This is a genomic window from Bacillus sp. 7_6_55CFAA_CT2 (genome assembly GCF_000238655.1).
GTDB lineage: Bacteria > Bacillota > Bacilli > Bacillales > Bacillaceae_G > Bacillus_A > Bacillus_A cereus.
The window spans coordinates 29593-48473 of record NZ_JH414717.1; the positions used below are offsets into that span (position 1 = coordinate 29593).

Genomic DNA, 18881 nt, shown 5'->3' on the forward strand with positions numbered 1-18881 from the left:
TATCATATAAGGGGTGTAATGCTATGGCGAGAAATTTATGGGATGAAATTAATGCTATAGACCTAGATGTTACCTATGGAGAGCTAGATTCAGCTATTTGTAGGGGATTGGAAGGGATTTTAGAAACTAGCGATGAAAAAAATGCAGGATATAAAGAAATACAAGTATTAAGAAGTGTATTTGCACTTGCTTTAGATTTGGATAATCCCCAAAAACCGTATAAAAATCGTCTTATGTTAAATAACGGTAAAAATATTTCTATAGATTTAGATGATTTCACCGAAGAAATGGTAGAGGTATTAAAAGCTATAGTCACTGAGAAAACTTTTGAATCCTCTTTTATGCAATGTAGAGTACTAGATGTATATTTTACCCTTAGTAAAGATTATTCAGTTCAAGACTCGTTATTTTCAAGTTTAATGAAATTGATTGATGATTCCTTTTCCAAGAATATGTTCGCTTTAACTAAGGATATTTTAGACCGGAGTTTTCAATTGTTTGGAAGGTCAGGGAAAAAAGGAAATGATGATCCAAGAACAAAAAGTATAATTGAAAAGATTAATACAATAATTGAAAATTATAATATTGAAAGACCGCTAGAAAAATCCATTGAGATTTTCATATACAAAATATTAGACTTAACTTGTAAATATAGATTTATAAAAGACGAAGGATATCCAAGGATTGCTTTTGGTATAGCTAGAGTATTAGAGGAAAATAAAGAGTTTGAAACAGCGATTTCCTGGTGGGAGCTTTGTGCAAAATGGAATCGTAAATTAAGACAGAACGATCAAGCAAATAAATGTGTGGAGAATAAAGCTTTATGTTTCTATAAATTAGCTTTGAAGGAACTTGAGGATGAAGAAATACAATATTTTAATGTTGTTGAAAAGTATAATTCAGCAATCTTAAATTTGCGTAAGGTAAATGGGAATGAAGAAACAGTTAAACGATGGACTCTTGAAAAAGCAGAGCTACAAAAAAAGCTACCAGGACAATTTTCGTATATCGAGTTACCAGGGATTGACATAACTCTAGAAATAGAAGAGATAGAAGCACATCTTGTTGGAAAAAAATCCAATGGAAATTCTCGGTTATATTGGGTATTTGGCTAAGTCTCTGCCATATGAAAAAATTTTAAATGAGGATGCACCAAAGTTTTTAAGTATGTTTGAAATTATGCCAAAGCAAATTCTTAATGGAGAGTGTAAAACAGTACACATTTCTCAAAATGATTTAGAATTTCCAGAGTATCTGATACAAAGGTATAGAATTCAATATGAACGTGCAGCTTTACATATTCGTCATGTTATAGAATTGCTTCACAATTGTCATTTTTTAAGGATACAAGAACTACTTTTGATAACGAGTGACAATCCCTTTATTCCCGAGGGGAGAGAATTAATAGTTGCGAAAGGATTACGTGCAGGATTGAATGGAGATTATGCTACAAGTTTATCTATTTTAATTCCTCAATTTGAAAATTCAATCCGCTTTTTACTAGAACAAAATGGAGAAATCGTTACTAATTTAGGCGATGATACTGTGCAAGAAGAGAAAAATTTAAATCAATTATTACTATATAAAAAGCTAGAAGAAATTTTCGGCTTTGATACAGTTAAAGATCTGAAATATTTATTTGTTCATAAAGGTGGCTGTAATTTGCGTAATAGAGTGTCGCATGGTTTGATGTCTGATTTTGAATTTCGCTCCCCTGATGTGGTATATGCATTCGGGGTAATATTACGCATTATATTTTATTATAGGTTTGGGTATATCGCTTAGTTGGGATTCATATAAAATAGGGAGAGGACTTCCTCTCTCTATTTTACGTCTATTATATTAGAAAATTGTAATTTCATTTTATTATAAAAAGCATCCGTACATATTACAGCATTATTTTGCTGATCAATATCAACAACAGTCATATAGCTAGAGAGTAAATATCCGTCTTCGTAGTATGTAATTAGTATTTCTTCTTCAGATAATAAGGAACATAACAACATGTTCTCAATCAATTCTTTTTCGTCATCTGTTAAGATCGGCCGAGTTACTTTGTTTTTCTCCTTAATGATTTCACGAATACCAGCAAACTGTTCAGGCATTGCTGCGAATGGAGACCATTTGACCATACCTCTTCCTTTGGGCATATTAGCGTTATTCATGATCTGTGTCCTCCTATTAGTGTGTTTCTATGTCTAGCTGTAGCGCTATGCGTGTAGGAAATCCCTCGTAAAATACTGTTCTTCCCAAACTTTGTTCGTATTTCATCCATTACTTTTGTTAACTTTACTTCTTGTTCTCGTTTCGTGACATTATCAAAAAGAGAAATCTGTTCTTCCCCTTCTTGAATTAGGTTTGTTAAAGATATGTTTATGCTGCGAATGGGTTCGCCAGTATATTGTTGATGTAAAAAGTATGTACAGATATGATAAATATCCATTGTTAAATTTGTCGGGCGGTTTAAAGTATGTGTTTTTCTAATGCCACCGTTATAACTCTTGCTATAACCGACAGAAAAATGAATGGTTTGAGCAAGCTTATTTTGTCTTCTAAGCCGATAACAAACTTCTTCTATATGTTCCAATAGAATAATCGGAAATTCTTCTATTGTGTAGTCACGCATTAAAATTTGGCTTTTTCCAACAGAAGTTGTGGCAGGAACATATTTTTCTGAAATGCGACTAAAGTCGATTCCGTGGCTATGTAAGTGTAATTCTTCTCCAATCTTGCCAAAGCTCTGTTTTAAGTATTTAAGGGGATAATTGGCTAAATCTCCAATAGAGTATATTCCCTTTCTATTTAACTTTTCTTCTGTTTTATATGATATGCCCCAAAACTTGTTAAGAGGGCGTATGCTCCATAGTTTTGTAGGTATATCCTCGTACTGCCAAAAAGCAATTCCATCTTTGTTTTTCTTAGCTTCAATGTCTAGGGCAACCTTACTCATGAGTGGGTTAGGAGCAATTCCTATGGTGCATTCAATTCGTGTATGATCGTATATTTCACGCTTAAATTTCATTGCGAATTCATAAGGATCTTGGGCAAATAAATGAATACTGTCCGTAATATCCATGAAGAATTCATCGATGGAATATTGGTGAAAATCCTCAATAGGAATGTATTGCAAAGCTAATTTTGTTATGTAATTGGAGCATTTAATGTAAGTGCTCATAATTGGATTTACAACAAGAATATCTTTTCTGCGAGGAATTTCGTATAATCTTGCCATCTTCTTTACACCTAATGCTTTTAATGGTGGGGTTGCAGCTAGAACGATTGAACCATTTCTATTCACATCACCTACTACAGCCAATTTTGTATGCATAGGATCTAATCCCATTTTGATGCAACTAACTGAAGCGTAAAAACTCCGTAGATCCACACATAAGATGATTCTATTCGGTAGGATTGAATAGTCATACACTGTGATTCCTCCTTAAAATAAAAAGAACGTCTGTTCTTATTATATACGAACTTGCGTTCTTTTATAAAGAGGTTTTAAAAATATAAATGTTTAATTAAGATATATATTTGAAGAAGAGTTCAAAACCCCAAAAACGAATCTTTAAGCTAGATTTGTTCTTTCTTTTATGTGCTTTTTTCTTTTTCTTTTTCATAATATACCCTCCTTTTTTACTGCATGTTTCGGATTATACTCATCCTGACCTTATATTTTAAGTAAAAATCTAAAGAAATTTTATTTATTTTCAAATTCCTTTATTCCGACAAAACATAGCAAAGACTGTGCGAGCTTCGTCGATGAATATTAAGAGGTATTAGAGCTTTGATATGGAATTTTCCTTATAGGAGGTGGCGTAGCGCTATGTCAGATGCGGAGATTGTATATACCAGCAATGAGGTCTATAGTCGTTTAGGGGTAAAAGGTAGCACACTTAGAAAGTATTCGGATGTCCTTGAACGTGAAGGGTATGATGTAAGAAAGGATAGTCGAGGGAGAAGGGAATATACCGAGTTTGATGTTGTACTTATTGAACAGTTAGTAGAATTGAGTAAGCAAGATGGTATGACGTTAGAAAAAGCTGCGAAAATGATTGCGAAGCAGTTTGGAATCGCTAATAAGAAAGAGGAATCCCAGGGTACGGATCCAGTCCCTTACCAAATGCAATATCAATTCCAACAGCAATATAGCGCTATGATTGAAGAAATTAATAAGGTGCAGCAAGCAAACTTATTAGAGATGGAAAAGAGACTAAGTGATCGTATAGATCAAAAAAATAAATTAATCGAAGAGGATATTAAAGAAAGAAATAAATTAATAATAGATGATATGAAAGATCGGAAAGAACGTGAAGAAAGGATAGAAAAGAGGTTAGAACTAAGAGATGATAATCTTATGAAGATGGTTCGAGAGATTCAAGAAGCAAAACGTACTATCGTATCAGCCCAGGAAGAAATAGCAGCAGCAAAAAAGAAATCCTGGTGGAAATTTTGGAAGTGAGTACATTCATTAATGGGTGTACTCATTTTTGTGTGAAATGGAAAAATATGCTTTCTGTTTTTTATTTAAATTATTAAATTGTCATATTAATTTATAGAAAATATTTGTAATAGATTACCACATGTAGTAACATTTAATTAAGAAATCACTAAATATAGTATTGGTGATTTGGGAGAGGTTTTATGGAGGGGTAATATGAATAAAGAAGGAATATATATTATTGATTCTAAAGGGGATTCAACGTATTTTTCTCCACCTGATTCGGGATATGGAGAAATTCAAATACAATATTGTAATTCAGTTCCTATTATGCTGAGAGAAACAAAAACATTAAGGTTAGCCGAAACGAAAAAATCGAAGGCTGCAAGCTAGTAAAAGATACTAGTTTGCAGTCTTTTTTGTTTTATATATTTCATAACTAATAGATTAAATAAAGGAGTGGATTTGTTTGTCATTAACATTTATAGATTTTTTCGCTGGTATAGGCGGTTTTAGATTAGGAATGGAGGAAGCATCACATAAATGTATTGGTTATGTTGAGTGGGATAAGTTTGCTAGAAAATCATATGAAGCTATACATAATACTAGAGGGGAATGGACAGAACATGACATTAACAACATTAAACCAGGAGCAATACCAAAAGCAGACGTGTGGACTTTCGGATTTCCGTGTACCGATATTTCAATCGCATCAGGAAGGGCTACAGGACTTGCAGGAGCAAGATCTGGACTATTTTACAAAACGATTGACCTTCTCAAAAGCCAAAAAGAAGAAGATAGACCTAAATACTTGTTCATTGAAAACGTTAAAAACCTCTTTTCAGTTAATGGAGGATGGGATTTTGCCCGAATTCTCATTAGTTTGGATGAAGCAGGGTATGATGCAGAATGGTTTTTGCTCAACACTAGAGACTTCTCTACAGCAGAAAGACCAGTGCCACAAAATCGAGAACGAGTATTCATTATTGGACATTCTCGAACAAAACGTACAAGAAAAGTATTTCCTATCAGAAGAGAAGCTACACAAAATCGTATTAAAGTAATAGGGAATACCAATTCTAGTGGTTGGAGAAGAGGGGGAGAGCTGTGTGATCCTATGGGACTATCGCCTACAATCACTTGCAAAGATGCACCTAAAATTGTACTTCCTAACCAAAAGGCAGCTTAAATAGAAAAAGTAAAATGGAGAGTGTAAATAATGAAAAGTTATAAAATCCGTATTAAAGAAGCTACAAAAGTAGGCTATGCAGAAGCTGAAGTAGGGGATAGTATTAATTATTCTGTTCCAGGAAGCAAGACTAGAAGAGGAAGGGTAGGGAAAGGTGTTGCTCAAACGTTAGATACAGCTTGTAATCAGGCAGTACTAACAAAGGATCTTAGAGTTAGGCGGCTTACACCTAAAGAGTGTTGGGCGCTTCAGGGGTTTCCAGGATGGGCGTTTGATTGTGCAAAGGAAGTAAACTCAGATACACAATTGTATCGACAAGCAGGGAATTCTGTTAGTGTGCCGGTTATTTATGCGATTGCTAGAAAATTAGAGTGATAGTCTTATAGTATATTGATGAAACAAAAAGCCTGGCTTGTATAAGTCAGGCTCTTTGATTTTATGTTAAATGTTCGAAATAGTTTTTGGTACTGTTGTTAATAGTTTATGAAAAAATTTGATTGTAAAGACAGTAGCGATCGTAACCGATATAAAATCAATGGACGTTAAAAGCATATACCCAATCAAGAAACTTGTTATACCGCATAGTAATGGGTTAAACGTGTTATCTCTATTGAAATTAATAGTTAAGTATAATTTTAAAAATTGTAAATCTAATTTCTGCCGTACTATAAATGGCAACAATAATAATGGAATACTAAATGAGAAATATAAAATGTAAATGTAATTCATCTGAATTACCTCTCTTCTTTAGAATTTTTATTGCTCCGCGCGGATATTTATAGTTTATTTTATTCGATTTTGAATAGCAATACCCTGGAAAAAGGGCTAAGTCTGTGTAGTTAATAGACAGTTCTGTGCACCTTTCTGTTTGATAACATAAAAGTCAGTTTACATGGCTGTTACTTTAAAACACACATCAAAAATTTTTTTACGTATTACTAGTATAGCGCCATATGATGAAGAGATTATTTCGGTATGGTATAATTTAGGTAATAGGATATTACAATTCTGTTTTGGTTGTATGGGTTATAAATAGGTATAAGATAAAGAAATTAACTTAGTAGAAATGAGGGTTTAGCATGTCATATAATGAACTAATAGAAATCATTAAAAATTCAACTGAGGATAGTTGGGTTGTACAGAGTAATAAGATTGTTTATAAAGATGATTTATCAGTTTCAGTTACCTTAGGCTCAATATTAGAAAGACAAAGTGATAAACAGCTTGAAGATGCGGTGTGGGATAATACGTTTAATGAATATAATTGTAATAGACTTATTACTTTGGAGTATAGATATAATGATTTTGTCTATCCTTCAAATTACTTATATAAAGGTGCAACTATAATTCCTGTTCCAGTCGCAGCAAATAGAATACATGAGTTTTACCAATATGAATTTGATATTGCTGCATTACTATCTAGCGATCGTTCGAAATTTGAAGACGAAATGAAAAATACTAAAATATATACTGGAGATACTGCTATTAAGTAGCAGTAACATAAAAGTCAGTTAGAAAATTTCAAGATAACAATTAAGAAGAGCGTATTGTTCACGCTCTTCTTAATTTATATAAAAATATAATTTCACATACCTTATTAAAAATAAATTTTAGTGATTGACACAATAATCTCTAGAGTGCTACGTTTTTAGTGTTAAAGTAATAAGAGGTTTATTATTTAAATGCTACATATAGGAGAAAAGGTGCTGGAATACGTTTAGAGAATGAAAAACTTCCTTCTAATATTCTGTAAAATCCGATATATAGATAATTTAATAAGATGAACCGTACATGTAGAGAGGAAGAAAGTAAGATGTTTAAAAAGGTTACATCGGTTGTTGCTTCTGTTTTATGTGCTAGTTTTCTACTAACAGCTTGTAGTAGTGGAGAGAAAGAGACTAAAAATACAGCAAAGGCAACTGACAAAAAAGAAACAAAACAATCCATTAATTTACCGTATATAGCGGAGATCCCAACAATGGATGTAACAAAAGCAACTGATAGTGAATCAATGAATGTAATGCGTAATGTGTTTGAAGGTCTGTATATATTAGGGAAAGACAATAAATTAATTCCTGGTGTGGCGAAATCTTATGATGTAAGTGAAGATAAAAAAACGTACACATTCCACTTGAGAGAATCGAAATGGTCAAACGGAACGCCAGTTACAGCTGAAGACTTTGTTTTTGCTTGGAAAAGAGCTGTGAGTCCTGATACAGCAGCAGAATACTCGTTTTTATTCTTTGACATAAAGAATGCAAAGAAAATAAATAGTAAAGAGCTACCTGTAGATCAGCTAGGAGTAAAAGCAGTAGATAATAAAACATTAGAAGTACAATTAGAACAACCCGTCCCTTACTTTATAAATTTGACAACGTTTCCAACGTTTTTACCAATAAACGAGAAGTATTTTAAATCAAAAGGGAATCAATATGGTCTAGAAGCAGATCAGTTAATTTATAATGGGGCATTTATGCTGGATAGTTGGAAGCATGAACAAGGTTTTCAATTTAAGAAGAATAAATCCTATTGGGATGCTCAAACAGTTAAATTAGATGAAATTAATTTTGATATTATAAAAGATAAGTCAACTGAAGTGAATTTATATGAATCGGGTCAAATAGATCGTGTAGGATTAACAGGAGATTTTGTAGACAAATATAGAAATAGCCCTGACTTCAAGGAGCGCCCTGAAGTAACTATGCAGTTTTTACGTTTGAATCAAAAAAATGAAGTGTTAAAAAACAAATATGCAAGATTGGCAATAAGTAAAGCGTTTGATAAGAAGGCTTTTACAGAAATAGTTCTAAACAATGGGTCGCTTCCAGCGGAAGGGATTGTACCGTTTAATTTTGCAAAAGGATCGGACGGAAAAGACTTCCGAAAAGAGAATGGAAACTTAGCGAAATATGATGTAGATGCAGCAAAGAAAGAGTGGGAAAAAGCCAAGCAAGAGCTAAGGAAAGAAGAAGTAACACTAGAATTGCTAACTAGTGATAATGCATTAGCAAAGAGAAATGCAGAGTATTTAAAAGGTGAGCTTGAAAAGAATTTAAATGGATTAACTGTGAATGTTAAACCGCAACCACGTAAACAACAAATTGAATTGTTGTTAAGTAGCGATTATGACATAGGTGTAGACGTATGGGGGCCAGATATTCCTGATCCTATTACGTTTTTAGATTTATTTACGACAGATAGTACATATAACTTTGATAAGTATTCAAACAAACAATATGATGAACTCATTCATAAAGTAAAAATAGATTTGGCTGGTGATGAAAAGGCACGTTGGAAAGCGATGAAACAAGCAGAGAAAATCTTATTAGAAGATGGAGCGGTAGCACCTTTTTATCAACAAGGCAGATCATATTTACAACGTTCTTCAGTAAAAGGCATTGTGACAAATGATTTTGGTGGAGAGTTTAATTATAAGTGGGCAGAGGTTAAAAAGTAAGTAGATGTGTAAAGTGATAAGTCAGAAACTGATTTATCACTTTTTTATTGCTGTTTATAAGTAATATGGGACATTTTGGAAAGTTTAAATATAAAGATGAAAGGGATAACTAGTCAAGAACGTTAAAAATATTAATTGAAAGCAGGTAATAAATAATGGCACCAAAAATTAGTGCAGCTACCTCAGTAAATGGAGTAGTTGCGTATCAAGATGACCAAAATAGTAATGTGTTTCATTACATTCCACAGGTTGCTGAAACGATTTTGAATGACACTCTTCTTGAATTCAGAGTTAAGTATTGGGGTATTGGCGATATGTATATAATTCAGGATGGTAGCCATGTTTTTGATGCTGTAGGTGCAACAATTGCTGGGAAAGCTAAAATAGGGATTACTTCTAATCAAAGAAATGCAATTACTGAACAGATAAAATCAGTTTTTAGTATTGAATCGCCCTCATTAGTGCCATTGGCAGTAGATAATGTTAAAGTCACACCATATTTTGCTGAAAATGCCTTGTATATGAAGGATCAACCACAAGATTTCCCTAAAAATATACAATTTGACACAGCATTTAACTATGTAATTGAATCACCTCAAAATTCTCAATTAGCATTCTATGTTGGTTCATTATCTAAATCAAAACTTACAGCTGATCCTTCTTTTGCAGTAGGTATTGAAGGTGAAGCTGAGTTTGTAGGTGATCCATGGACAGTGAATGTAAAAGCTGAACTTAAAAAGGTTTGGAAATATGTTAAAGAAAAATTCTCAGGGAGAGGACATGTTGGTTGGTTTAAAGTTAGTGGAGTTGAATTTCAAAGGACGATGGTTGATATAATTAGTAGCAAGGTAATTGAAACAGAGTTTGTTGAAGGGACTTTAGCTACAGAAAAATATGGTCGACAAATTCTTGAGATGGGTAAAGACATTCTTAAGGGATTAGATACATCAGAAGATTATTTTAAATTTGAACCAACACCTAAAATTGAAGACATGAATTTCATGGGTATTCTTGATGGTTGGGGTTGGAGTGTATCCATTAATGCTTCTTATATGTCTATAGAAATAGATCAGCAAATTACTTATGAACAAAAAATCTCATATACAGGAAGATTTAAGAGAACACTGCCAGCATCTATGTCATTGTCAATAGATTGTAATGCAGATACTAAGCAATATTTTGTTGATATTGGAAATAAAGCTGAAAACTGTATTACGCAGGAAAAAATAGATAAATTTAATAAACGTTTAGAAGAGGAGCGTAATAGACAAAAGGATTTGAAAAATAAAGTCTTGGACGCTTATATCGACGGTAGACTTAATTATGACCAATTTTTAGAAAGAAATAGAGTAATTGAAGGGAAAATTCCAAGTTCAACATTTAAATTTGACGAACAAGGTGAATTAATAAGAATTAACCCTTTAGAATTTATGGAACTTTAGCTGGAATTCGAATTTTTTATCTGTAGAAATTATTTATTGAAGGATAGTAAAAAGGAGTCCGTAAAGACTCCTTTTAGTTACAAGTTATATAGGATTATAGTATAATTGATTTGGGTATATTGCGTTAGAGATCTCCATATTCTTTAATTGCAATGAATGACAGATTGTAGGGGTAGGATCTTACAGTCTGTTTTTTTATGTTTTCCTATAAGCCTTCTGATGTAGTCAGATGCAATTTGCATTAAGCAGATTCTAAGATCTTGATTTAAGTAATTGTAAAGTTGCAACTGTCTTCTAATATAGTCCTGGTCTTTTTGTGTGAAATTTTTAATCATATCAATAACGGTATCGTGTTCAAAAAAGAAATATTTTTCGTTTGCTTCGATAACAAATACATCATTTTCTATAGGATGATTTTTGAAAAATGAATCAAAGAAATAATTTGATTTTTGATTTTCTATTAAAACGTTCATACTTTAATTCTCCTATCATAGTTAATTTACTTATTGTTAAGCAGTAAAATCTCAATGATTTGTGGGACTTTAGGGTTACTTATGTAGTAATACACCTCTAAACCTCTTCTATCGCATCCTACTATCTTTCCTTTCATTTTAGAAAGATGCTGTGAAACTGTTGATTGTGGTATTTGTAGTTTATTAACGAGTTCTGAAACATTCAATGTGTTATGTTGCATAAGAATTGTTATAATTTCAACACGAATTGGATGGGACAACGTTTTTAACATTTCAATATTCTCGTCAGTTATAGTAGTTTTAGTGTAGTTCATTTTGCATTTCTCCTTTTGTATGTGTACTTTGATTTATCCATAAACTTTTATAGGTATTGCATACTTCTAAAGCCCAATTTACATCTTTTTCGTGTTTTGTACCTTTAGCCATTATTCTTAGGGTCTCATTGATCCACTCTTGGCAATCTTGATAGTTTTGAGATACCTGGGCATTAATAGTAGCTTCTAGGATTTGTTTTCTCTTAGGTATTGTCATACATGTTCTCCTTTCTCAAGAGCTATAGCGCTATATAGTCATGGAATATAGCCATTTCTTTCCTTCAAGCTGATAAGTATCCAACCAATCGTCTATTCGATAATAACGGGTCTCGTTGTATGGTGAAGTGATTGCGAAGTACATATATTTATGACCGTTACGAATAAACTCAATTTCCTCACCTCCTCCAACTGAATAAGCTTCAGATAGTAACTTTTTACATCTAAGAATGGTCTTTAATTCTGAATTAAGATTCATGTAGATCCTCCCAGGGGTTAGATACATTAGATTAGAAAAGCATAAGATATTAAGCAGATAACCAAGATAATTCCAACGATAGTAGTAAATAGTGCCAGGAAACTAAGGACTATATAATATAGGAAGTAAGCACCTATTAAGAACGCTATTAAAAGTCCTATTATGAGAGATAATGTTCCGATTGTATGTAGAGAAATTACATTTAAAAATACTAAAACTATGACAACTAAGCCTATAATACCGAGGGTTCGCATGGTTATCGCTCCTTTCTTTTGTGTACATGTGTACTTGTACACATGTACACATGTACACAAAATTAAGTGAAAAAAATATAGGGTTCATCACTACAACACCGATATAGAGGGGTTATATGGCTCTATATGTTTTATGTAGGTATAACATGTGTAAATGTGTAAAAGACCACATGTACACATTTACACATGTTATTTTTATTTCTTTTGTTGTTTCTTAGCTTCTTTAAGAGCAGCTTTACGTTTAATGTTTTCAAGTTGTGCATGGAATAATCTTAGTTGTTCAGGTGACAATTTTTCCATATATAAGTTATGCATTTCACCTAGTAGTTCATAAGCATATTGGTACTCTGAAATTTCAAGTAAAGCATCGAATTCGTGTTTAGTCTCTAAAGGCATTCGAATAGTACCACGTTTATCTCCATTCACCAAAGTTGCTTTTGCAGGTAAACTTGGGTCATAAGGAGTAGAGGGAATGACATCGGCTTTATAACCAACATCAATTTTCCCTCCTTTATTTTTATCACCAGGGTTCTCCCCACCCTCCTTTTTGTTGAAAAAACCCATATTATTACTCATTGCTCAATTCCTCCATTTTCTCAATTCGTTCTAAAAATTCATCTGCAAATGGTTCAAAAACTTCATTAAATAACTTCTTGTCCCAATATTGATCTTTATTTAAGCCAATACGTGGAATGCTTTGAATTCTTTTAGCGTAAGGTATTAAGTTTCTAAATAAATTATTTTCTCCAAAAATGTCTTTTGCATCTTGAAGTACTGTAGCATCGATTTTACCGGCACTATGTAATTGATTTGGTAAAATGCCAATTACATCAAGTGGAGCATTAAATTCTTCTACTAATTTTCTTAGGAATCGACTGATATAATCATTAGCACCATCTAAACTATCACTTTGAGTTTGGAATGCTACAAGTACATAGTCACTTGCCATTGCAGAGCTTTTTGTATAATAAGATGCTGTAGGTGGACTGTCAATGATAACAAAATCATAATTTTGTTTTAAAGGTTCTAATAGTCTTCTAAAGTAATTGATCTTATTAGCTTCTACCTGATGATAGTTAGGATCAGAAGGATCAGCATGACCGAATCTTGATGTTAGTAACGTTTCGAAGTTTTCGAAGTCACTATGGGAAGGGAGTAAATCTAAATTATCCATTATATTCAATTGCATGTCTTCTAAACTACCATCTTGTACAGCTCTCATTAATGTTTTGTCGAAAGCGAAGTATTCATCATTAATTCTTTTTCTTGTTAAGATCATTGTTTTTGTTGTGTTGGCCTGCGGGTCCATATCAACTGTTAGAACTTTATATCCTTTTAATGCTAAATGGTAAGATAAGTGTCTTACAATAGTAGATTTACCAACACCACCTTTACTGTTTGCTACAGTAATAGTTAACGGTCTTTTCAATTTCATATGTATCCCTCCAAAAAAACTTTTCTCCTTTTTACACATGTCCACATTTACACGAGTTCACATGTGTAAAAACTTGTTAATGCAATTATACTACCAAGCTTAAATAATATCAACATAAATTTACACATTTACACATGTCCACATTTACACAAGTTCACAAACAAAAGAGAAACGTTGATATAATAAGGTTTTGATAGGTTTATATAATTATATTTTTACACATTTACACTTGTGGACATTTACACAAGTGTAAAAATTAATTCAGTGTTAGTTTTTCAATTAATAGAAAGAAAGCGGATAACAGAAATTTACACATTTACACATTTGCACATGTGAACTTGTGTAAATGAAAGAGGTTTTGATGAAATTCTTTGTTTACAAACAAAAAAACTTGTTGTAACGTTATAGACAACAAGTTTTCTCAACGCAATTCGATTTAGTTTGATAATATACATAAAAAATTCGGAAGAATTTGTAGGATATATATAAGACACATAAACACAAAAACAAATAAAAAAAGAACGGCTGTCTATGAGACTGGAAATCTCAAGGACAGAGGAAGTAGATCTGCTGGAAACATTTCTACTTCTTGGTGAATACAATTTGCTGGAAACATCTTGTATTCCATTTACGTCACTGCTGACTCAGTGAGTAAACTTCCCAAACCGTTCTAATTAACTATGCTATTGAGATATGAAATATCTCCTATTAGTATAGTTAATTAGTGTAGATTTGTAAAGATAGAAACCCTTATTTAAGTGCATTTATAAGCGTATTTAATTATGGTTTTTTCTACCTTTTTATACAATTCGGGAAGTCTATTTATTTAGGTGAGCAGTGATATAACTGCTCACCTTTTTTTGTTGTCTTAAATTTAGTAGAAAGGAGTTCCAACATGAATACAGTACAAAAAGCTATTAATCTTATACTTCATAAAGGTTTACGAAAATATAAATCTAAAAATTCAAAAGCTGCTCTAGTATCAATTACAAACCAAGAGAAATTTGAATACAAAATGCTGAATGGTAAGAAGAATAAAAAAGGATCTATTTTTATCACTCGTAAAAAAGCTGATTTAAGCGCACCTTTTGGCACAAGAGGAGTAGTATTAACATCTGAGGAAGCTACACTGGATCATGTTGGACAAGCTTCTCACTGGACTCCTAATGTATATAATTTTGGTACATATAGTGAAAATGGTCTTCGTACAATCGTTGGGCATACGGAAAAGAACTTACAGCAAATTAATTGTTTCGTAATTGATATTGATTCAAAGTCATTCCCAATGACAGCAATCAATGATGTTGCGTTAAACGCTGGTTTTGGTGTGCCAACTATGATCCTTCAAACTACAAAGGGTTACCAAGTATATTATGTGCTAGATAAAGCAGTATATGTAACAAATAAAAAGAACTATATCGCTATTAAATCAGCAAAAAGAATCTCTCAAAACTTGAGAGAAATGTTTGCTGAAAGCCTACCACAAGTAGATTTAACATGTAATCACTTTGGCTTCTTCAGAATGCCTTCGGAAGAGAATATCATTATGTTCTTTGAGGAAAATGTATATTCTTTCAAGGAGCTGCAGGATTGGAGTAAGAGACAAGATGATAACAAAGGCAAAGAATTTTTCGCAATTCCAGGTGAAAATAACGTAATTGAAACTCCATTTTCTAAAAACAAACCTGTGGAACAGCCTAAACAGGTAGAAGAAGTGTGGTTTAAGCAAGTTATAAATTGTACGAATATAGCGCCACAACAAACAAAAGCAGGGCGTAATAATGCTATTTTCACTCTTTCATTAGCATGTTTCCAAAGTGAAGTATCAATTAAAGAAACACTAGATATGATGGATCAGTTTAATAGTAACCTGGAACAACCTTTAGATCATGTTGAGGTTAGAGGAATTGTCATGTCTGCATATTCAGGAAAATACCAGGCTGCACACAAAGATTACATTGACCGTCTACTTCAAACATATGCGACACCTGGACAAGTTAATTCGTTTAGATCACCAGCTGCATTTTGGAGAAAACATAAAAAGCAACGTGAAGATCGAGTGCGTTCTCATTGGCATGAGTGGGAAGCCGATATTATTGCTTTCCTGTCAATGAATTCTAAAAACAAACCTGTGCTATACTTTACACAAAAAGAACTATGTGAAGCGATTAATATTCCTAGAAGTACCCTAAACACTGTCCTGAAAAAGAGTAATAAAATATATAAGACTGTTGAAGGGAAAGGAAAAACTGCAAAAACAGGTTTTTCAACGATTGGAATGTTAATTTCATTTGCATTACGTGAAAAAGGGCAAAAGAGAGAGAGTTATTTAAGCTATTTAAACGAGCTGTTTCCCCAAATGGGTAATATCTTACTACAAGCAAAGAACGATAGCGCTATGGCAGAAGAAACGGTGTCATATAGCCTAATCGAAGGGCTACCAGCTGGTTAATTTTTAATTGTCCACTGTGCCAATACATAATTATATCTACGATACATGTTTCGGACAGATAGCTATAGCGTTATACGTTTAATACTTAGGGCTTTACTTATTGCTAGGGGATTATTTTTAGTTATTTAGGGTTATGTACTCTTTATGGTATGTGAAATTATTTAGACTATATTAGAAATCTATTCTATTGGTGGTGTGTTGTATGGGTAAAAATTATTCTGTAGATCGTGATAAAAAGGGACGTTATAGACACTCTTATGTATTCATGAGGGGGACTGATGTAGAGGTTAAGTTATTTGGTCATGAAGGTTTTTTAAAAGGGAAAGTTACAACAATTGAGGAATATTATTGTGTTTTAGATGTGGATGGGGATGGTGAACCTTATCAGGTAACTGTTAATTTTGCAGAAGTAAAATATATAAAGCATGAAGAGTTTGTGTCAGTTGAAGAAAGATCGCCTAATTATACACCTGAAGATAAGAAAACATCATTCGCTTTTGATATAGGGGAAAAGATAGCGTTTGCGTTTAAAGATGGTAAAGGTATGAAAGGATTTGTATTGTCTGAGGGAGCTTATTATCTGTATATCAAAACAGAGAAGGGTAATTTCTGTACGATTATGAAGAGTGCTTTATCTTATATTTTACATGATAAACACACTGCTTTATTAGAGACTAATGATTTTTATACTGAGGAAATGAAAGCAGCCGGTTATAGTAAGCCAACTGAATATGTTTTTTCTGTAGGGGATGAAATTACAGTATTTTTTGCTAATGGTAAGAGTGTGACCGGTGTAGTGCTTGATGAAAGTAAGTATTGGGTATTATTACAGTCTGAGAAGCTTCAAATTACCGTTTTAAAAGGCAGTTATTCTTATTTCAAGCATCAAATCTATGAGAATAAACCGTTTTTATACCAGGCTAATAAGCGGTTAAAAAAGGAATTGAAGAAGTAGGATTTTAATTCCTTTTTTCTTGAAATGTAACACTTTATGAGTATAAGAATATCCTCTAACTTTTAATGTAATGTAAAATTAGTAAATTAGGTGGATAGTGTATGCTGTGACCTCTATGTTTGGGGGTCACACATCTATCAATTAACATATATATGCATAATTGCATAATAAAACAATGGGAAAAATAGTATAATATGGTGATGTATTTTATATATTTTTTGGTAATCTAATAGTTACATAGCGATATATAAACATATAGAATTTACGCTATTGGTTTTTTGGGGAAATTTTCACGTTACATGTCGTATTAATCGATGATAGGAACGAAAAGTCTCTGTTCCAGAAGGGGCGCAATAGTTATGGATCATAAGGTAAAAATGGAAGATGAAGAATCAAAAAAAAAATTTGCGAGATTTTTAGCTGAACTTATTAACGATATAGATTTTCAAAAGAGAAACCAGGAAGACGTTGCTAAAGAGATTGGCATTACTCCAGGAACATTTTCGAAGAATTTATCAGGAAAAAATCAATTTGGATTTTGGAAGTTAATTAAGTTACTGGACATATTATACGAGAATGACATTAACAAAAAGCGTAAGATGTTATGTGCCTTTTGTTCAGTTACAACAAGTAAAAAGAATCTAAGAATTGCTATGGAGTATGCAAATGCTAAAGGTGATCTACTGTTATTGAAATTTATTGTAGACCAGGAAAAGAACTCATCCCTTGCGATGAATCGAGAATGGGCATATGTATATGAATTAGTATGGCAGCGCAGCAGCGGTGTCATTGCAAAACAAGAATTGTTGGATAGACTTGAAGATCGTAAAGGTAGCAAAGTCATTAAAACAAAGGAAATGAAGATCTTATATGGCATATTAACTTGCTATACTATGTGTGATTTAGAAACATACACCTCATTATTCGAATATGCTGACGTCTTACTACCAAAAGTTGATGATATTTCCGATAGTTTTATTAAAACAGCTTATTTAGGCAGAATAAAAGAATGCTTGTCTTTTGCATATTTAGTCCAGGATAAACTCGAAAATCTTAGAAATACATGCCATGAGATTTTGGAACTAGAAGATCCTGAGTGTTGTTTTAATCTTTTAAGAGCTTCAGCTCTTGTGTATCTAGCGGAATCGTTTACTTTTGATTGCTACGAAAGTGCATCTAAGTATATAAAAGAGTCCCTGGAACAATTAGAGCCATATTACTTTGAAAGAGAGAAACAAAGACGACAAGAAATTCTTAATACGTTTGCATTTATTAAGCTAGTTAATAAAAAAGATTTGGATAAAATCAAAATCTTTCATCCTGCTGAGGAGTCTTTATTAGAGATCATTAAGGGAAATCACAAAAGTGCAGTTACTATTCTTAATGATTTAGAAAAGAAAAATGGATTTTTAACTCCAATGCAATATTGTTATTTGGGAATAGCGAAGAATGATATTACTTTAATCGAAAAGTCGATTGCGCTATTTGAGTGCGCTGGTAATAGGTTCTATTGCAAGTTCCCTAAAAAAATGGTGGTAGAATTTAATAAAAATGGTATAATATATGAGGGTGGTGCTATATGAAGAAATTATTATTTGTATTAACAAGTATAGTTCTTGCGGCAGGAATTATTTATACTGCTGCTGGTAGCAAAGAGCAACCAAACAATATAGTTAAAAAAGATTCAGAACAATTAGTAGCTAGAATGGGAGATCCTGGTGGCGGAATCGGGTAACCTTTAAATAATTTGAATGCGATTGTCTCAATAGAGGCAATCGCATTCGTTGTTTTTAGGGATATTTCCTAAATATCGAATTTGAAATACGTGAAATCATTGTGAATTATTCACAAACTATGATTATCACCTGAATCTTAATTAATAAACTATATTTGGATAAAGCAATTTGCTATCGTCAAAATGTGAAATCAGTGTTAAAATGAGAACAAGTGTTCTAAAAATTACGTTTAATTTTTTAGTTATTTTAAAATTTAAC

At 32.5% G+C, this 18881-nt stretch carries 22 protein-coding genes; 13 read left to right on the forward strand and 9 right to left on the reverse strand.

What is annotated here, in order from left to right:
- The first annotated feature begins 23 nt into the window (after nt 1-23).
- Together HMPREF1014_RS27725 and HMPREF1014_RS27730 are read left to right on the forward strand one after the other, a co-directional pair.
- Nucleotides 24-1115 carry a DUF7380 domain-containing protein gene (locus tag HMPREF1014_RS27725; RefSeq protein WP_000113526.1) on the forward strand — a complete coding sequence of 364 codons (1092 nt, stop codon included), beginning with the start codon at nt 24-26 and terminating at the stop codon, nt 1113-1115.
- On the forward strand, nt 1081-1785 hold the full coding sequence (locus tag HMPREF1014_RS27730; RefSeq protein ID WP_009327700.1) for a DUF4209 domain-containing protein: 705 nt from the start codon (nt 1081-1083) through the stop codon (nt 1783-1785). Before HMPREF1014_RS27725 ends, HMPREF1014_RS27730 begins: the two co-directional genes overlap by 35 nt.
- A 38-nt stretch (nt 1786-1823) precedes the next feature.
- Here HMPREF1014_RS27730 and HMPREF1014_RS27735 read toward each other — a convergent pair whose 3' ends face one another.
- On the reverse strand, nt 1824-2165 hold the full coding sequence (locus tag HMPREF1014_RS27735) for a YolD-like family protein (protein WP_001057798.1): 342 nt from the start codon (nt 2163-2165) through the stop codon (nt 1824-1826).
- Complete coding sequence (locus HMPREF1014_RS27740) at nt 2162-3427, reverse strand: Y-family DNA polymerase (protein ID WP_000272567.1); 1266 nt, start codon at nt 3425-3427, stop codon at nt 2162-2164. The genes HMPREF1014_RS27735 and HMPREF1014_RS27740 overlap by 4 nt, the downstream gene beginning before the upstream one ends.
- 399 nt (nt 3428-3826) lie before the next feature.
- On the opposite strand from HMPREF1014_RS27740, the gene HMPREF1014_RS27745 reads away from it, so the two are divergent.
- The 7 genes from HMPREF1014_RS27745 to HMPREF1014_RS27775 all read left to right on the forward strand — a co-directional run bounded on the left by HMPREF1014_RS27745 (nt 3827) and on the right by HMPREF1014_RS27775 (nt 10529).
- Nucleotides 3827-4462: a DUF3967 domain-containing protein gene (locus tag HMPREF1014_RS27745; RefSeq protein WP_001278135.1), complete on the forward strand. Its 636-nt coding sequence runs from the start codon at nt 3827-3829 to the stop codon at nt 4460-4462.
- Nucleotides 4463-4657: 195 nt separating this feature from the next.
- On the forward strand, nt 4658-4834 hold the full coding sequence (locus HMPREF1014_RS31815) for a hypothetical protein (RefSeq protein ID WP_001030997.1): 177 nt from the start codon (nt 4658-4660) through the stop codon (nt 4832-4834).
- A 76-nt stretch (nt 4835-4910) separates the two neighbouring features.
- A complete protein-coding gene (locus HMPREF1014_RS27750; RefSeq protein WP_000059700.1) occupies nt 4911-5630 on the forward strand; it encodes a DNA cytosine methyltransferase in 720 nt (239 codons plus the stop codon).
- Nucleotides 5631-5660: 30 nt separating this feature from the next.
- On the forward strand, nt 5661-6005 hold the full coding sequence (locus tag HMPREF1014_RS27755; RefSeq protein WP_000844419.1) for a DNA cytosine methyltransferase: 345 nt from the start codon (nt 5661-5663) through the stop codon (nt 6003-6005).
- A 704-nt stretch (nt 6006-6709) separates the two neighbouring features.
- Nucleotides 6710-7123, forward strand: a complete 414-nt coding sequence (locus HMPREF1014_RS27765; RefSeq protein WP_000121190.1) for a hypothetical protein — start codon at nt 6710-6712, stop codon at nt 7121-7123.
- A gap of 320 nt (nt 7124-7443) precedes the next feature.
- Nucleotides 7444-9087: a peptide ABC transporter substrate-binding protein gene (locus HMPREF1014_RS27770; RefSeq protein ID WP_000475299.1), complete on the forward strand. Its 1644-nt coding sequence runs from the start codon at nt 7444-7446 to the stop codon at nt 9085-9087.
- Between the two features lie 155 nt (nt 9088-9242).
- The gene (locus HMPREF1014_RS27775) at nt 9243-10529 is read left to right on the forward strand and encodes a hypothetical protein (protein WP_000035311.1); all 1287 of its coding nucleotides are present in this window, start codon (nt 9243-9245) and stop codon (nt 10527-10529) included.
- Between the two features lie 143 nt (nt 10530-10672).
- On the opposite strand, the gene HMPREF1014_RS27780 is transcribed toward HMPREF1014_RS27775, so the two are convergent.
- The 7 genes from HMPREF1014_RS27780 to HMPREF1014_RS27805 form a co-directional block, all read right to left on the reverse strand.
- Nucleotides 10673-11002 (reverse strand): hypothetical protein, encoded by a 330-nt coding sequence (locus HMPREF1014_RS27780; RefSeq protein WP_001101552.1) that lies wholly within the window; start codon nt 11000-11002, stop codon nt 10673-10675.
- A 26-nt stretch (nt 11003-11028) separates the two neighbouring features.
- Nucleotides 11029-11316, reverse strand: a complete 288-nt coding sequence (locus tag HMPREF1014_RS27785) for an ArsR/SmtB family transcription factor (RefSeq protein WP_001109996.1) — start codon at nt 11314-11316, stop codon at nt 11029-11031.
- Entirely contained in the window at nt 11303-11533 is a 231-nt protein-coding gene (locus HMPREF1014_RS27790) for a hypothetical protein (RefSeq protein ID WP_000154982.1), read from the reverse strand. Before HMPREF1014_RS27790 ends, HMPREF1014_RS27785 begins: the two co-directional genes overlap by 14 nt.
- A gap of 30 nt (nt 11534-11563) precedes the next feature.
- Nucleotides 11564-11791 (reverse strand): hypothetical protein, encoded by a 228-nt coding sequence (locus HMPREF1014_RS27795; protein WP_001052698.1) that lies wholly within the window; start codon nt 11789-11791, stop codon nt 11564-11566.
- A 26-nt stretch (nt 11792-11817) separates the two neighbouring features.
- The gene (locus HMPREF1014_RS32400) at nt 11818-12045 is read right to left on the reverse strand and encodes a hypothetical protein (protein ID WP_009327702.1); all 228 of its coding nucleotides are present in this window, start codon (nt 12043-12045) and stop codon (nt 11818-11820) included.
- Between the two features lie 195 nt (nt 12046-12240).
- Nucleotides 12241-12621 (reverse strand): hypothetical protein, encoded by a 381-nt coding sequence (locus tag HMPREF1014_RS27800; RefSeq protein ID WP_000069534.1) that lies wholly within the window; start codon nt 12619-12621, stop codon nt 12241-12243.
- Nucleotides 12614-13480, reverse strand: a complete 867-nt coding sequence (locus HMPREF1014_RS27805) for a ParA family protein (RefSeq protein ID WP_000769530.1) — start codon at nt 13478-13480, stop codon at nt 12614-12616. The genes HMPREF1014_RS27800 and HMPREF1014_RS27805 overlap by 8 nt, the downstream gene beginning before the upstream one ends.
- Before the next feature lie 895 nt (nt 13481-14375).
- Between HMPREF1014_RS27805 and repS the strand changes: the two genes are divergently transcribed.
- From repS to HMPREF1014_RS31820, 4 genes are all read left to right on the forward strand, one after another.
- The gene (gene repS / locus HMPREF1014_RS27810) at nt 14376-15932 is read left to right on the forward strand and encodes a replication initiation protein RepS (RefSeq protein WP_001099051.1); all 1557 of its coding nucleotides are present in this window, start codon (nt 14376-14378) and stop codon (nt 15930-15932) included.
- 202 nt (nt 15933-16134) lie between these two features.
- Nucleotides 16135-16887, forward strand: coding sequence for a hypothetical protein (locus HMPREF1014_RS27815; protein WP_000517806.1), 753 nt, complete (start codon nt 16135-16137; stop codon nt 16885-16887).
- A 359-nt stretch (nt 16888-17246) separates the two neighbouring features.
- Nucleotides 17247-18470, forward strand: coding sequence for an AimR family lysis-lysogeny pheromone receptor (locus tag HMPREF1014_RS27820; protein ID WP_000349660.1), 1224 nt, complete (start codon nt 17247-17249; stop codon nt 18468-18470).
- Nucleotides 18467-18622 carry a hypothetical protein gene (locus HMPREF1014_RS31820; RefSeq protein ID WP_000734599.1) on the forward strand — a complete coding sequence of 52 codons (156 nt, stop codon included), beginning with the start codon at nt 18467-18469 and terminating at the stop codon, nt 18620-18622. The genes HMPREF1014_RS27820 and HMPREF1014_RS31820 overlap by 4 nt, the downstream gene beginning before the upstream one ends.
- The last annotated feature ends 259 nt before the right edge of the window (nt 18623-18881 follow it).